Raw genomic sequence first — 15,169 nt, 5'->3', positions numbered from 1 at the left:
TTTAGGGTTTAAATCTCTAAACTATTCAAAAAACTTTAATATTAACGATCACTATAGTAAATAAATAAAATTACTATTTTGCAATCACCAATTGTTATTACACACTGTTAAACCAAGCAGTACTACTTTATTAAACCAAATTTGTGATATGGATTTTCTGAACAATTATTTAATTTATTTAATTCCTGTTTTGGGGCTTATCGGGATCCTTGTTATGGCTATTAAAGCCGCCTGGGTTACCAAACAAAACGCCGGTGACGGCGACATGGCCATGCTTGCCGGTTACATTGCAGATGGCGCTATGGCCTTTTTACGTGCCGAATGGAAAATATTAGGCGGATTTGTTGTGGTTGCCGGTATTTTGCTGGCATGGTCGGGCACAACGGTTGCTACTTCAAGTCCTGTTATTGCCATATCATTTCTGATAGGCGCGTTTCTATCTGCCTTTGCAGGTTATCTGGGGATGCGTATTGCTACCAAAGCTAACGTACGAACCACACAGGCCGCACGGACCAGTTTGGCACAAGCTTTAAAAGTATCGTTTACCGGCGGAACCGTAATGGGCCTGGGTGTGGCCGGTTTGGCTATTATTGGTTTAGGATCGCTTTTTATTGTTTTTTATCAGTTTTATGTTGTTAAAGTAGCAGGCAGCAGTGTTAACGGCGAAGCCATGGCAAAAGCGCTTGACGTTTTAGCCGGTTTTTCATTAGGTGCAGAATCCATAGCGCTGTTTGCCCGTGTTGGCGGTGGCATTTACACCAAAGCGGCCGACGTAGGTGCTGACCTTGTTGGTAAAGTTGAAGCCGGTATCCCCGAGGATGACGTGCGCAACCCGGCCACCATTGCCGATAACGTAGGTGATAACGTAGGCGATGTTGCAGGTATGGGTGCCGACCTTTTTGGCTCATATGTAGCTACTATGCTGGCTACTATGGTGCTGGGCCGTGAAATCGTATCACACGATAAATTCGGTGGTATTGCCCCCGTATTGCTGCCAATGGTAATTGCCGGCCTTGGCTTGATATTTTCGATAGTGGGCGCGGCTATGGTGAAAATCAAATCAGAAACCGACAGTGTGCAAAAAGCATTGAACATAGGTAACTGGGCATCAATTATACTAACTGCTGTAGCTACTTATTTTGTTGTTCAATGGATGTTACCTTCGGACGAATTTCACATGGTACGTGATGAAGTTAACGGGGTAGTAAAAACTGACGTGATACCTTTTACAAAAAACGGTGTTTTTGGATCGATATTGGTTGGCCTCGTAGTAGGTACTTTAATGTCGATTATAACCGAGTACTACACCGCCATGGGTAAACGCCCGGTATTGAGCATTATCAGGCAGTCGTCAACCGGTCACGCTACCAATATCATCGGCGGTTTATCTGTAGGTATGGAATCAACTGTACTGCCTATCCTTGTTTTGGCATCGGGTATTTACGGGTCATATTACTTTGCCGGTTTATATGGTGTAGCTATCGCCGCCGCCGGTATGATGGCAACAACGGCCATGCAGCTGGCGATAGATGCTTTTGGGCCTATTGCGGATAATGCCGGCGGTATTGCCGAAATGAGCCGCCTGCCCGAAGAAGTACGCCACCGTACCGATAACCTGGACGCTGTTGGTAACACTACAGCCGCTACAGGTAAAGGTTTTGCCATTGCTTCAGCAGCATTAACTTCATTAGCCTTATTTGCGGCTTTTGTGGGCGTTGCAGGCATTGAACATATTGATATTTATAAAGCCAATGTATTGGCAGGTCTGTTTGTTGGCGGAATGATTCCATTCATTTTTTCTGCCTTGGCGATAGCAGCCGTGGGCAGGGCCGCCATGGCCATGGTAGAAGAAGTTAGGCGCCAGTTCCGCGAAATTCCGGGTATCATGACTTACGAGGGTAAACCAGAATACGAAAAATGCGTGGCCATATCTACCAAAGCATCTATCCGCGAAATGGTTGCCCCTGGTTTAATCGCGCTGATCACCCCTATCATCATCGGTTTTGCCTTTGGCCCCGAAGTGTTAGGCGGCTTGCTGGCAGGCGTTACCGTATCGGGCGTATTGATGGGGATTTTCCAAAGCAATGCAGGTGGTGCATGGGACAACGCCAAAAAATCATTTGAGAAAGGCTGCGATATCAATGGCGAGATCTTCTACAAAAAATCGGAACCGCACAAAGCATCAGTAACAGGTGATACTGTAGGTGATCCGTTTAAAGATACTTCAGGCCCATCCATGAACATCCTTATTAAGTTAATGTCGATAGTTTCACTGGTTATTGCCCCGCACCTGAACAGCCATTCGGCTGCAACCAGCGCCAGGATTCAAAAAGAAATGAACAAACACCCTATGAGCATTCATGTGGTTGTTAAAGCAGAGAAAAGCGTTTAATAGCTTTTATAGTTAATGAAGAGAGCCGCCTGTTGAGGGCGGCTTTTTTTGTTTGAACCAGAATTTATACGATTTGCCGGATTATCGGTTTATTAATAAGAACGGGCCGCGGAGAACATAGACGAGATTTGAGAACCTCTATTTAACATAATCCCTTTCACCTTTCACCTTTCACCTTTCACCTTTCACCTTTCACCTTTCACCTTTCACCTTTCACCTTTCACCTTTCACCTTTCACCTTTCACCTTTCACCTTTCACCTTTCACCTTTCACCTTTCACCTTTCACCTTTCACCTTTCACTTGTATTCCAGAATATCCCCCGGCTGGCAGTCAAGCGCCTTACATATGGCTTCGAGTGTTTCAAAACGGATGGCTTTCGCCTTGCCTGTTTTTAGGATAGAAAGGTTTGATATGGTGATCCCTACCCTGTCGCTCAGTTCATTTAATGACATTTTTCGTTTTGCCATCATCACATCAAGATTTACTATTATCGGCATGACTTAAATAGTTAAAGCTTGCTCCTCTTTAAGCCTCGCCCCTTGCTTAAATGCTTCGGCCAGGATAAATATCAAGATAGCAAATACCAGCGTGCCAAAATTAAATGCCGATGTATTGATGATTTTTAGCGGCACATGCAATTTAGCTATTAACACCTGATAGGATACTTGCTGCCCTATATAATCAGTCAATGTAAACAGCAATAACAGCATCCCTGTGCTTTTGATCAGCCTAATACATCGCTGCTCAAATAAAGTACCTTCTACAATATTTACAATAACCTTATTAATAAGATAGGCTATTCTTATTACTATCACAGTTGTAATAAGTATCAGCCCAGTTTCAACCGCGTTTAATGGCCAGCTTACAGATATATTATCATTATTAACTACTATATCACTGTTTATAATTATATTCTTTAAAGTATAGTTTTCACCTATCTTCAATTCGCCCCCATTTTTTTGCGAAATGAAGCTTCCGTCAATAGTGACTTGCAATGTTGGCCCGTATCTTTTAGCGCCATGTATTGTACCCATTCCATCATTGTATCCATCCTTAAACCCCTGCCAGAAATCGGCAGCCATATTCTGAAAAACAAACAAACCAAACACTATATAAACAAGTATTTGCAGGGCACGTACCTTTTTCATTACACTACGATATTAATTCAATTCAAATAAAAACAATATTTATTAAATAACAAAATAAATTTATTGTTTTACAATAAATTTTATGCGATATACATAAATTTAAAATTTTAAATATAAAATTTTACACTGGTATTGCTATTTCTGATTTATATGTTTTATTTTAGAAACAAAATATTAGCTTTGCACGTTCTATTCAGAATATAACGAATAGAGAGGTTTATTAAATAGATGAGACAACTCAAAATAACGCAGTCCATTACCAATCGCGAGTCGCAATCGCTTGATAAATATCTTCACGAGATTGGTAAGGTAGACCTAATAACCGCCGAAGAAGAAGTAATTTTAGCGCAAAAGATCCGCGAGGGCGACCAGGCGGCATTGGAGCGTTTAACCAAAACTAACCTTCGCTTTGTTGTATCTGTTGCTAAACAATACCAAAACCAGGGCCTCACACTGGGCGATTTAATTAACGAGGGCAACCTCGGCCTGATTAAAGCCGCCAAGCGTTTTGATGAAACCAAAGGCTTTAAATTTATATCATATGCTGTATGGTGGATCCGTCAGTCGATATTGCAGGCTATTGCCGAGCAATCGCGTATTGTGCGTTTACCACTTAACCAGGTAGGTTCGTTAAGTAAGATCAGCAAGGCTTTTTCAAAGCTTGAACAGGAGTACGAGCGCGAACCATCGCCCGAAGAACTTGCTGATATATTAGAGACCACTGTTGATAAGATCTCCGACACACTGAGTAACTCGGGCCGTCATGTATCAATGGATGCACCGTTTGTACAGGGTGAAGAGAATACATTGCTTGATGTACTGGAAAACCAGGAGCCAAACACCGATTCGATCCTGATCAATGAGTCATTATCTGAAGAGATCAAACGTTCACTATCAACCTTAACTGAGCGCGAGCGCGAGATCATTGTATTGTTCTTTGGTTTAGGAACTAACCACCCGCTTTCATTAGAGGAAATTGGTGAGAAATTTAATTTAACCCGCGAGCGCGTGCGTCAGATCAAGGACAAGGCACTGCAACGCTTGCGCCATACTTCAAGGAGCAAGATATTGAAATCATATTTAGGTTAATCACAATCTAAAAAGAGATATTAAAAGCCATTGGTTATATAACTGGTGGCTTTTTTCTTTGGTATGGTTAGCTGCGATGTAATGACTGCCCCTCAACGACTAATGACGATTTATCAAAATGACTTAATGGCTAAATAAGCCGCCTGTCAAAACTAAAAGGTTCTCTTTTTAAAAGTTTCACTCCAAAAGAATCGGGATGCAAGGGGTTAAGCAGATAGTTATATTCGGCAGGGACAATTGACGATGGTACTTTCATTAATAAATACTCCTGTTTTTTAAGAAAGGCATCGCCAAGTTGGCGCAAAATTACCGGACCGGATAAATCACGCCAGTCTTCAGGTAATTGCTCAGCCTCCACAGTGATTATTTTACTATCCGGCACTTCAATTTCGGTTATACAATAATTACCCGGAATTATCAACGGATCCAAATGCACTAACACCTCAAGCACCGCTAATGATCTGGAGGAAGCAAGGTAAAGCATCGGTTTACCTTCGCTATTCCAGCGACCGCCATATAATCGTGCTCCGGTGCCGCTCAGATCGGCAGCGTAATTGCATTTGGCAATGCGGTAAAGTATCATCAGGCAAAAACACCGTGCTCAATACGGCCAAGCTCCTTGAAAACCATATCAAAGCCGGCAGATGTATCCAGAATAGTAACCGGCGCCTCACCTCTGAAAACCAACGACGGCGTTTTGATCCAGATCTTGAATTTATCCATCGATTCAAAAACCTCCTCACCACGGGTATAAAGCCGTGCAAGCTCAATAGCCTTTTCGGCATATTCGGTTCTGATGATGGCATCATCCTCGTAACGCTGTAAGGTACGCTCGGAGATATGTAGTATATTGGCAAGCTCCTGGATATTAAGGGAGATTTTTTTGCCAGGGAAAGTAAGGCACTTTTAGGGAAGCCCTTACGCGCCAGACTGATGATATCAAAATCAGAGGATGCTTTTACCTGTTTTGAGCCATTCAATAAACTATAAAACGAAGGCATAGCTCCCTGAACAACATAAGCTGCCATGGGCTCGTTAACCTCATTTTTAGCATCCGGCTTTGATTTGTACGACATATGTACAAATATAATTACCATTTGTCGCATTTACAATACCAAAGACAATAAAAAAGCGATAAGTTTTAGCCTATCGCTTTTTATCACGGGGTCATTGTTCATTAAGTCATTGACCTGTAATTTTAAGACTTACGAAGTTTTGGAAACTTCGTAAGTCTGGTTAAGAGTTTATTCTGCTATTATCAAAAAATAGTTCTTCTTACCTTTTTGAGCTACGATGAATTTACCGCCAATCAAAGCATCTGCATTATAAACATCATCGGCAGTACCTATTTTAACTTTATTGATAGCAACACCACCACCTTGTATCATCTTTTTAGCCTCGCCTTTTGAGGCAAAAACAGCTGTTTTAGCAGCTAAAAGATCAGCAGCATTAATGCCCTGCTCCAGTTCACTCAACGCTATATTATAATTAGGTACACCGGCAAATAAGTCTAACACTTCCGCATCGCTAAGCTCATTCAAAAACTCAATCCCGATATTCCCAAATAAAAACTCTGATGATTTTATTGCCTTCTCGTATTCAGCCTCGCCATGCACACGGATGGTGATATCCTTAGCCAGTGCTTTCTGCAATACGCGGGTATGCGGCGCCGCATCATGCTCAACTTCCATGGCTTCAATAACCTCACGATCAAGCAAGGTAAAAATGCGGATGTATGATTTGGCGTCAACATCAGTAGTGTTTAACCAAAACTGGTAAAACTGGTATGGCGAGGTGCGTTCGGCATCAAGCCACACTGCCCCGCTTTCTGTTTTACCAAACTTGGTGCCGTCGGCTTTTTTGATCAGATTAGTAGTTAGGGCAAAAGCTTCGCCGCTGTCTTTGCGACGGATTAGCTCAGTACCGGTAACAATGTTTCCCCATTGATCGCTGCCACCCATTTGTAACGAGCAGTTATGGTGCTTCCACAGGTAGTAAAAATCATAACCTTGTACCAACTGGTAAGTAAACTCGGTAAACGACATACCTGTGTCGCCTTCCAAACGTTTCTTCACCGAATCTTTGGCCATCATATAGTTAACCGTAATGTGTTTGCCTACATCGCGGATAAAATCAAGAAAAGTAAAGTTTTTGAACCAATCGTAATTATTTACCATTTCGGCACTGTTGGCGCCGGTATTAAAATCAAGGAAACGGGTAAGCTGCTTTTTTACGGCTTCCAGGTTATGCTGCAGCACATCCTCTGATAATAAATTACGCTCGGCCGATTTGCCCGACGGATCGCCTACCATACCGGTAGCACCACCAACCAAAGCATAAGGTTTATGGCCCGCGCGCTGAAAGTGGATCAGGGTCATAATCTGGGTAAGGTGACCAACATGCAATGAATCGGCAGTTGGATCAAACCCGATATACCCCGAAGCCATACCTTTATTTAACATATCCTCGGTTCCGGGCATTTCGGTATGCAGCATGCCGCGCCAGCGTAATTCTTCAACAAAGTTCATATCAAGTTCTGTTTCAAAAAGGTGCAAATATAAATGAAATTGATACACTAATTTAGACACCCTCTGAAAAACTCGTGCAATTCGATCTAATTGTCTGCTACATGAAAAGATTGGTGCCTATAACAGGTTAACTACAGGTAAAATCTGTTTCAAATAATTACTTATATTTTGTATCTTGAGCAAAACCGGGTATTTTGCAAGGCAAGGCTTATGAATTTTTTATCGCATTTTTATTTCGACAGGGATACTACCAACTGTTACCACGTGCTGGGAACGGTGCTGCCCGACTTGTTGAAGAATGCCGATAAAAACATTATCCTTCATCCCGAAAAGCTGCACCATACTGATAACGAGGTCAATTCGATCATATCCGGATGGAACAAGCACCTTGATGTCGACCGGTATTTTCACTTATCTGCTTTTTTACCACCCGTTCGCATGAGCTCAAAAAACTGTTGGCCCCTGCCCTGATAAACTCGCCGGTAAAACCATTTTTTTAGGGCATATTGCACTTGAGCTGATTATCGATAACCTGCTGCTTACCACCGGCAAAATCAGCGTTACCGAATTTTACGATCATTTAGCCGGTTGCCGGGAAGATAAAATAAGAAGCTTTTTAACCTTTGCCGGGCTTGAGGATACTGCCGTTTTCTTTAAATTTTACGAAGGCTTTAAAAAAGTCAGTACCTGCATACCTATGCCGAAACCCATCAGATTGCCTACGCGTTAAAACGGATCTGTATGCGCGTTTGGAAAAACCCATTCACACCAGAGCAAGAGGTGATAATGGACGAAATATTGAGCAGTTACCGCGAAGAAATGCTGAATGATTTTATGCAGATTTTTGAAGAGATAGATGGTAAATTGAGTGATAAGGCGTAAAATTTTACTTGCTATAACTCATTAATTTATAGCGCAGATAACACACCAAACGATGTTATCAAATGGTTTACTCAACGTAAAATCCCTCCTTAAGTTAACTTTCACTTGCTCAACAATCCTAAAACCCTATAAAAACACCTAAAATATAAGCAATTAACATTAAAAAATTTCTTTTTTCAATAAAATATATCCGTACCTTTGCAGTCCCAATTAACAAATTGGGAAAAGGAGAAAAATTATTTAATGGCAAAAAAACAAGAAGCAGAAAAAGAATTAAAAGCGAAAGAAGCTGAACTGGGTACAGTGAACGCGTCTGGCGAAAAGGAAACTATTGAATCAGAAGCTGATTCAATCTCTATCGAAGAGATCAAATCAAAAATTGCAGCTACACCAAGCGAAGATTTCGACTGGGATGCTGACGACAAAAAATTTGGTAACTACAGCGATGACGACCGTGAGAAATTTGAGAAATTGTATGATGGAACTTTCAGCTCTATCACCAAAGGCGAAATCATCACCGGTACTGTTGTTAACGTTAACAACAAAGATGTTGTACTTAACGTAGGTTTCAAATCAGACGGTTTAGTATCAGTATCAGAATTCCGTGACACACCTGATCTGAAGATCGGTGACAAAGTTGACGTTTTTGTTGAATCGCAGGAAGATGCTAACGGTCAGTTAGTACTTTCACGCAAACGTGCAAAAACTCAAAAATCATGGGAGCGCATTAATTCAGCCCTTGATAACGATGAAATCATCACCGGTTTTGTTAAGAGCCGTACTAAAGGTGGTTTAATTGTTGACATTATGGGCGTTGAAGCCTTCTTACCTGGCTCACAGATCGATATCAAACCTATCAGGGATTACGATGTGTATGTAGGTAAAACTATGGAATTCAAAGTTGTTAAAATCAACCACGAATTCAAGAACGTTGTGGTATCGCACAAAGTGCTTATCGAAGACGATCTGGAAAACCAAAAAACTGAAATTGTTGCTCGCCTTGAAAAAGGTCAGGTATTGGAAGGTACCGTTAAAAACATTACCGACTTTGGTGTATTCATTGACCTTGGTGGTGTTGACGGCTTACTGCACATTACAGATATTTCATGGGGCCGTATTGAGCACCCACGCGAAATTTTATCATTGGATCAAAAAATCAACGTTGTTGTGCTTGACTTTGATGATGAGAAAAAACGTATTGCTCTGGGCTTGAAACAATTAACCCCTCACCCTTGGCAAAGCCTTTCTGAAGACATTCAGGTTGGTTCAAAAGTTAAAGGTAAAATCGTTACCGTTGCTGATTACGGTGCATTCCTTGAAATCATCCCTGGTGTTGAAGGTTTGATCCACGTATCAGAAATGTCATGGTCACAAAACCTGCGTAACCCTCAGGAATTCCTGAAAGTTGGTGACGAGATCGAAGCTCAAGTATTGACTTTAGACCGCGAAGAGCGTAAAATGTCATTAGGTGTTAAACAATTAACTCCTGATCCATGGCAAAACGCTGCTGAAAGGTACGCAGTTGGTACTCAGCACGTAGCTACAGTTAAAAACATGACCAACTTTGGTGTGTTTGTTGAACTGGAAGACGGCATCGACGGCTTAATCCACATCTCTGACCTTTCTTGGTCTAAAAAAGTTAACCACCCTAACGAATTCACTAAAGTTGGTGAAAAATTAAACGTGGTTGTACTTGAACTTGATGTTGAAAACCGCAAACTGAGCTTAGGCCACAAACAGCTTGAAGAAAACCCTTGGGATACATTTGAAACTATCTTCACTATCGACTCGATCCATGAAGGTACTGTTATCAAAGTAACCGACAAAGGTGCTATCGTAGCTTTACCTTACGGTGTTGAAGGCTTCGCGCCAACCAAACACCTGGTTAAAGAAGACGGTAAGAGCTTAAAAGCTGAAGAAGCTGCTGAATTCAAAATCATTGAATTTAACAAAGAAAACAAACGTATCGTTATTTCACACTCACGTATCTGGGAAGAAGCCCGCGCTGATGCCCGCGTACAGGAATTTGAAAACCGTAAAAAAGAAGCAAAAGCTGCTACTAACGCGGTGAAAAAAGTGAAAGACTCTGTTGAAAAATCAACTTTAGGCGATCTTAGCGTATTAGCTCAATTAAAAGAGCAAATGGAAGGTGCAGAAAACAAAGCCCGCAAGGCTGCACCTGCTGCTAACAGCTCTGAAGAAGAAGCATAATTTTAGCTTAAGCTTATATAAGCCCCTTCGGTTATCCGGAGGGGCTTTTTTTGCTCTATTAATTTTATATTTATAGGATGAAAACCTTTATCATAAATACATTTACGTTTAAAACCACCCGTATCTTACTTTTATTAACGTTACTTATTGTTTTTATCATGTTTGGTCTAAACTTCAATCGTATGATGATTCCTTTCGCTATTTATGTGAGTGTTATTTCATTTTCTCTTGTAATAGCCACCTTAGGCTACACAGGATTTATAGTAAGAATAATTTATTTAAGGGAATCATTTTCAAAATCGCCAAAGGACGATAGCTCTATGCATCTTACCGTACTAAGCCTATTATTTGGATTTTCTGTATTCATAGCTGTAGGAATGGTTTTGCCAGCTTTAAATTACCCACGATAATATAATAAATAATGGCCACCGGAGAAACCAACCTCAACACCCTGATAAAAAACATGACACCTGTGCTTAATGAAGGCGATTATGTTTATTGCACAACTACATCATTAAACAACATCAATACCGATGACATCATAGCCTTTTTTAAAGAACAGGAAGCGGTAACCCTCATCCTAAAAAAAGAAACAGCCGACACGCTAAATCTTGAATACATCTATATTGTCTCCTGGATCACCTTAACCATACATTCATCGCTGGAAGCCACCGGCCTTACAGCCGCTTTTGCGACCGCGTTGGCTAAAGAGAATATCAGTTGTAATGTAGTAGCAGCTTATTATCATGATCATATTTTTGTGGCAAAAAAAGATGCGGAAAGGGCGATGTTGGCGTTGGAGAAATTATCGAAATAATTTCTTTATTCAAAAAGCCACCTGTCATTCTGATTAAATTAAATCCGCGACCTTTGAAGGAAAGATAACATATGCCTACCGTCATGCCGAATTTATTTCGGCATCCCATAGGACAGGTGGCCGCTTTGCTTAACATGCCCGCTTAGCGAGTGGGGTGCTGAAACAAGTTCAGCATGACCTTGATTCTTATTATGTCATGGGTAGCGATAGCGAAGAATCTTCTGCAAGATACAGTGCGCCTATCCAGGGCGAAGAAGACCCTTCGTTCCTCAGGATGATAAATCTCAAACTCCCCACTTTCAAAACTCATCCTCCAAAACTGAAAACAAATTATTACTTTTGCCCAAATCCACCCATACGATGCAAAATCTAACACTGCTCGACGGACAAAAGTTTCAAATTACCATACAACGTTTATGTCGCCAGTTAATTGAAAATCATAACGACTTTTCAAATACAGTATTAATTGGCATTCAGCCACGTGGCATTTATTTGGCCAAACGCGTTGCCGAAGAATTAAGAAAGATCCTTCCTGATAAAAATATACTGCAAGGCGACCTCGATATCACTTTTTATCGCGACGATTTCCGCCGCCGCGAGTCACAACTCGTACCTAATCAAACCAAGATAGATTTTATTATTGAAGGTAAAAAAGTGATCATGATGGATGACGTACTGTGGACCGGCCGCACCATTCGCGCCGCAATGGATGCCATGCAGGCATTTGGCAGGCCTGAAAAGATAGAGCTACTGGCTTTAGTTGACCGCCGCTATTCGCGCCACATCCCAGTGTCTGCGGATTATGTTGGCATCGAGGTTGATTCTATCGCATCACAAAAAGTAGTGGTTAGCTGGAAGGATACTGATGGAGAGGATAAGATAGTGCTGGTATCGGAAGTACAGGAGTAATAGAATTAATAATATGTCATTGCGAGCGATAGCGCGGCAATCGCATACTATACAGAGCAACCTGCATAGTTCGCGATTGCTTCGTACCTCGCAATGACATAACTAATAATACAACAAGGAATAAAATATAACAGGAAAATAACTGAGATGGCAGGACTGAGCACACGACACTTATTGGGTATAAAAGATTTGAACCGGGCAGATATTGAGCTGATATTTGAAACTGCCGATACTTTTAAATCTGTTTTAAACCGGCCGATCAAGAAAGTGCCGTCGTTACGGGATGTTACCATCGCCAATATTTTCTTTGAAAACTCAACCCGTACCCGTTTATCATTTGAGCTGGCCGAAAAAAGGCTTTCGGCAGATGTGATCAACTTTGCGGCATCGTCATCATCTGTAAGCAAGGGCGAAACCTTGATCGATACAGTAAACAACATCCTGGCCATGAAGGTTGATATGGTTGTAATGCGTCATCCGTACGCAGGTGCCGGGATCTTCCTGTCAAAACACGTAAAAGCACAGATTGTAAACGCTGGAGACGGTGCACATGAGCATCCTACCCAGGCTTTGCTTGATGCTTTCTCTATCCGTGAAAAATACGGCGATGTAGCCGGAAAAAAGTGGTGATTGTGGGCGATATCCTTCACTCGCGCGTAGCACTTTCCAACATCCTTTGTCTTAAACAATTAGGCGCCGAGGTTATGGTTTGCGGGCCAACCACGCTTATTCCTAAATACATTGGCTCATTGGGTGTAAAAGTTGAGCACAACCTCATCAAAGCGCTTAACTGGTGCGATGTTGCCAATATGCTTCGTATTCAGCTGGAACGTCAGGATATTAAATATTTCCCGTCTCTGAGGGAATACACCATGCTTTTCGGTCTTAATAAAACCATTCTCGACTCATTAGATAAAGAAATCACTGTAATGCACCCCGGCCCTATCAACCGCGGCGTGGAGATCACCAGCGATGTAGCCGACAGCAAACAGTCTATCATTCTCGACCAGGTAGAAAACGGTGTTGCCGTACGTATGGCAGTGCTTTACCTGCTGGCCGGACAAACACCAACCATATAAGTGCATGTTTCAGATATGAAATTCAATTTTAAAACATATCTGAAACATACTTATAAAACCGAACTGGTTTATCTTGCCGTTATTGTTACGTTGTATTTTTACGACCATAGCAATCTCATTTTCCTTTTATTTTTCCCATTCTCGTTTGTACAGGGCTATTATCGCTATCAATACAAACTAACTCAGGCCGAAAAGCTCAAAGCCCGTGGTCTCACCGAAGAAGACATCGACAACATTAGCTTCGTAAAAAAGTGGGAGCATTCGCGCAAACGTGGCATGTGGAATTACTGCATTATCGACGGCGGATTTATTTTCGGGTTGGCTATATCCCTCATCACAAGTGTTGCCTGGTTAATTCTTAAAGGCAAGGACATGCACACATTGCTTGCCGAACCCGGCGATATGTTCGCTTTTATCGGTTATAATTATATCATCGGGGCCAGTATTGCCGTTATCATATTCCGCATGAAATGGAAACACAACGAGAAACGTTTTGTGCGCCTAACTGATCCTTTGGCTGATAATTACTTTGCCAAAGATTACCAGGACATTTAAGCCAGTAGTCGTAAGTCTATTTTTTCTTCAGACTAAAGACTAAACGACATTTAATTAAACACGAATTACTTTTCATGAAACTCAGGTTCTGTTTTATCTTACTTTTATTTACCCCGGGCGTAACATTTGCCCAAAGCCATCAGCAATTTAAAACTGATTCGGTATTTGTGTTGGTGAAAAAATTCTTCAACGCCAAACAGGCCGACTCCATCTATACCTTAACCGGACCAAACTTCAGGCATGCTGTAAGCGCGGGCCAGTTCCGCAGCCTCACCGAACAACAATTGTTCCCCTTAAATGAAATAAAAGGTTCAACTGTGATCAGCTTTGTTAACAACAAGGTAAGTACTTACAAACTGGTATTTCAATCGGCAACATTGCAGCTGCTTATGAGCCTCGATGCAGGGAATAAAATTGAGCTCTTCCTGTTTCAGCCCTATAAAGACATTAATGCCGATAAGACCACACAGGTACCTACATCCAACAAACTACTCAACACAATGGACAAACAGGTTGATGAAATTGCCCGCCCGTATATTCAAAAAGTAAATACAGTAGGCCTTAGTATAGGCGTATTAAAAGATGGCCAGATCAGCACCTACAATTACGGAGAAACCGCACGCGGCAACAACCAGCTACCAACTGCCAATACGCTGTTCGAAATTGGCTCTATTACCAAAACATTTACAGCTACCCTGCTGGCTTATTACGCCAACGAGGGCAAAGTAAAATTAACCGATCCAATTACCAAATACCTGCCCGATTCGGTAAAAACCAATGCGGCGTTGAATGATATAACCTTGCAAACGCTAAGCAATCATACATCCGGCCTGGCAAGGATCCCGGAGAACCTTCAGTTTGATTCGGCCAGCGCGGCAAATCCTTATAAAAGTTATAGTAAACGGCTACTGTTTAGTTATCTAAAAACCTGCAAACTCAATAGCAAGCCGGGAGAACAATATGCATATTCTAATTTAGGAGTGGGTTTATTAGGAACGATATTATCACAAATAAGTGGAAAAACATTTGATCAGATGGTGCAGGAAGTAATCTGCGGTCCTTTGGGGATGAAAAATACCGTACAGCATTTAAGCGCTTTACAAACCTCCCACTTTACTAAAGTATACAGTCAATACGGTGATGCAACGGTAGCCTGGGATTTTAACGCCCTTGCCGCTTGCGGAGCCCTGCATTCAACGGTAAATGACCTGCTGATATATGCAAAGGCTAACATGGCTAATGGCACTGATAAGCTATCAGAGGCTTTTGAACTAACACACCAGATCACCTACAGCAAAGATGCCAAAATAGCCCTTGGCTGGCATATCATCTTGGTTGATGGCGTAGAATACATTTTCCATAATGGCGGCACTTACGGCAGTAGCAGCTTCCTCGCTTTTAATGCCGATAAAAAGCTTGCTGTGATTGTATTATCAAACGCTGCTGAAAGTACGGATGCTGTGGGGACGGGCATTATTAAGAAGTTGCAAGCGGAGGTTAAATAATTTAAAACCATGTCACTGCTGAGCGAAGCGCGACAATCTTGTAACCAATGCGT

14 protein-coding genes and 1 pseudogene are annotated in these 15,169 nt (G+C 41.7%); 10 read left to right on the top strand and 5 right to left on the bottom strand.

Translation table 11 applies throughout. The features are described from left to right. The first annotated feature begins 148 nt into the window (after window positions 1-148). On the top strand, window positions 149-2,392 hold the full coding sequence (locus ACRQ5D_RS17295) for a sodium-translocating pyrophosphatase (RefSeq protein ID WP_091163077.1): 2,244 nt from the start codon (window positions 149-151) through the stop codon (window positions 2,390-2,392). 297 nt (window positions 2,393-2,689) lie between these two features. Here the strand turns inward: ACRQ5D_RS17295 and ACRQ5D_RS17290 are convergent, their stop codons facing one another. Next, a complete protein-coding gene (locus tag ACRQ5D_RS17290; RefSeq protein ID WP_091163076.1) occupies window positions 2,690-2,890 on the bottom strand; it encodes a helix-turn-helix domain-containing protein in 201 nt (66 codons plus the stop codon). Between the two features lie 3 nt (window positions 2,891-2,893). Beyond that, the gene (locus tag ACRQ5D_RS17285; RefSeq protein ID WP_091163075.1) at window positions 2,894-3,541 is read right to left on the bottom strand and encodes a DUF2975 domain-containing protein; all 648 of its coding nucleotides are present in this window, start codon (window positions 3,539-3,541) and stop codon (window positions 2,894-2,896) included. Window positions 3,542-3,769: 228 nt separating this feature from the next. Between ACRQ5D_RS17285 and ACRQ5D_RS17280 the strand changes: the two genes are divergently transcribed. Beyond that, window positions 3,770-4,630, top strand: a complete 861-nt coding sequence (locus ACRQ5D_RS17280) for a sigma-70 family RNA polymerase sigma factor (RefSeq protein WP_090466905.1) — start codon at window positions 3,770-3,772, stop codon at window positions 4,628-4,630. A gap of 130 nt (window positions 4,631-4,760) precedes the next feature. On the opposite strand, the gene ACRQ5D_RS17275 is transcribed toward ACRQ5D_RS17280, so the two are convergent. The 3 genes from ACRQ5D_RS17275 to tyrS all read right to left on the bottom strand — a co-directional run bounded on the left by ACRQ5D_RS17275 (window position 4,761) and on the right by tyrS (window position 7,158). Beyond that, window positions 4,761-5,213, bottom strand: a complete 453-nt coding sequence (locus ACRQ5D_RS17275) for an RES family NAD+ phosphorylase (protein WP_091163074.1) — start codon at window positions 5,211-5,213, stop codon at window positions 4,761-4,763. Then, window positions 5,213-5,470 carry a type II RES/Xre toxin-antitoxin system antitoxin gene (parS, locus tag ACRQ5D_RS17270; RefSeq protein WP_431200812.1) on the bottom strand — a complete coding sequence of 86 codons (258 nt, stop codon included), beginning with the start codon at window positions 5,468-5,470 and terminating at the stop codon, window positions 5,213-5,215. The genes ACRQ5D_RS17275 and parS overlap by 1 nt, the downstream gene beginning before the upstream one ends. A gap of 404 nt (window positions 5,471-5,874) precedes the next feature. Continuing rightward, window positions 5,875-7,158: a tyrosine--tRNA ligase gene (gene tyrS / locus ACRQ5D_RS17265; protein WP_091163073.1), complete on the bottom strand. Its 1,284-nt coding sequence runs from the start codon at window positions 7,156-7,158 to the stop codon at window positions 5,875-5,877. Window positions 7,159-7,368: 210 nt separating this feature from the next. Here tyrS and ACRQ5D_RS17260 point away from each other — a divergent pair, with 210 nt between their 5' ends. The 8 genes and pseudogenes from ACRQ5D_RS17260 to ACRQ5D_RS17225 all read left to right on the top strand — a co-directional run bounded on the left by ACRQ5D_RS17260 (window position 7,369) and on the right by ACRQ5D_RS17225 (window position 15,116). Then, entirely contained in the window at window positions 7,369-7,629 is a 261-nt protein-coding gene (locus ACRQ5D_RS17260) for a hypothetical protein (RefSeq protein WP_432329672.1), read from the top strand. A gap of 654 nt (window positions 7,630-8,283) precedes the next feature. Beyond that, window positions 8,284-10,251 (top strand): 30S ribosomal protein S1, encoded by a 1,968-nt coding sequence (rpsA, locus tag ACRQ5D_RS17255; protein ID WP_091163071.1) that lies wholly within the window; start codon window positions 8,284-8,286, stop codon window positions 10,249-10,251. 77 nt (window positions 10,252-10,328) lie between these two features. Continuing rightward, complete coding sequence (locus ACRQ5D_RS17250) at window positions 10,329-10,661, top strand: hypothetical protein (protein WP_091163070.1); 333 nt, start codon at window positions 10,329-10,331, stop codon at window positions 10,659-10,661. Window positions 10,662-10,672: 11 nt separating this feature from the next. Further along, window positions 10,673-11,068 carry an ACT domain-containing protein gene (locus ACRQ5D_RS17245; RefSeq protein ID WP_091163069.1) on the top strand — a complete coding sequence of 132 codons (396 nt, stop codon included), beginning with the start codon at window positions 10,673-10,675 and terminating at the stop codon, window positions 11,066-11,068. Window positions 11,069-11,428: 360 nt separating this feature from the next. Further along, on the top strand, window positions 11,429-11,977 hold the full coding sequence (gene pyrR / locus ACRQ5D_RS17240) for a bifunctional pyr operon transcriptional regulator/uracil phosphoribosyltransferase PyrR (protein WP_090531558.1): 549 nt from the start codon (window positions 11,429-11,431) through the stop codon (window positions 11,975-11,977). A 147-nt stretch (window positions 11,978-12,124) separates the two neighbouring features. After that, window positions 12,125-13,056, top strand: a pseudogene (locus tag ACRQ5D_RS17235) (aspartate carbamoyltransferase catalytic subunit). 15 nt (window positions 13,057-13,071) lie between these two features. Further along, entirely contained in the window at window positions 13,072-13,611 is a 540-nt protein-coding gene (locus ACRQ5D_RS17230) for a hypothetical protein (protein WP_143020688.1), read from the top strand. 74 nt (window positions 13,612-13,685) lie between these two features. Then, a complete protein-coding gene (locus tag ACRQ5D_RS17225; RefSeq protein WP_091163066.1) occupies window positions 13,686-15,116 on the top strand; it encodes a serine hydrolase domain-containing protein in 1,431 nt (476 codons plus the stop codon). Window positions 15,117-15,169 lie beyond the last annotated feature (53 nt).

The sequence above is a fragment of the Mucilaginibacter sp. P25 genome (genome assembly GCF_050859465.1).
GTDB lineage: Bacteria > Bacteroidota > Bacteroidia > Sphingobacteriales > Sphingobacteriaceae > Mucilaginibacter > Mucilaginibacter gossypii.
This window is presented reverse-complemented; position numbering and strand designations above follow the sequence as displayed.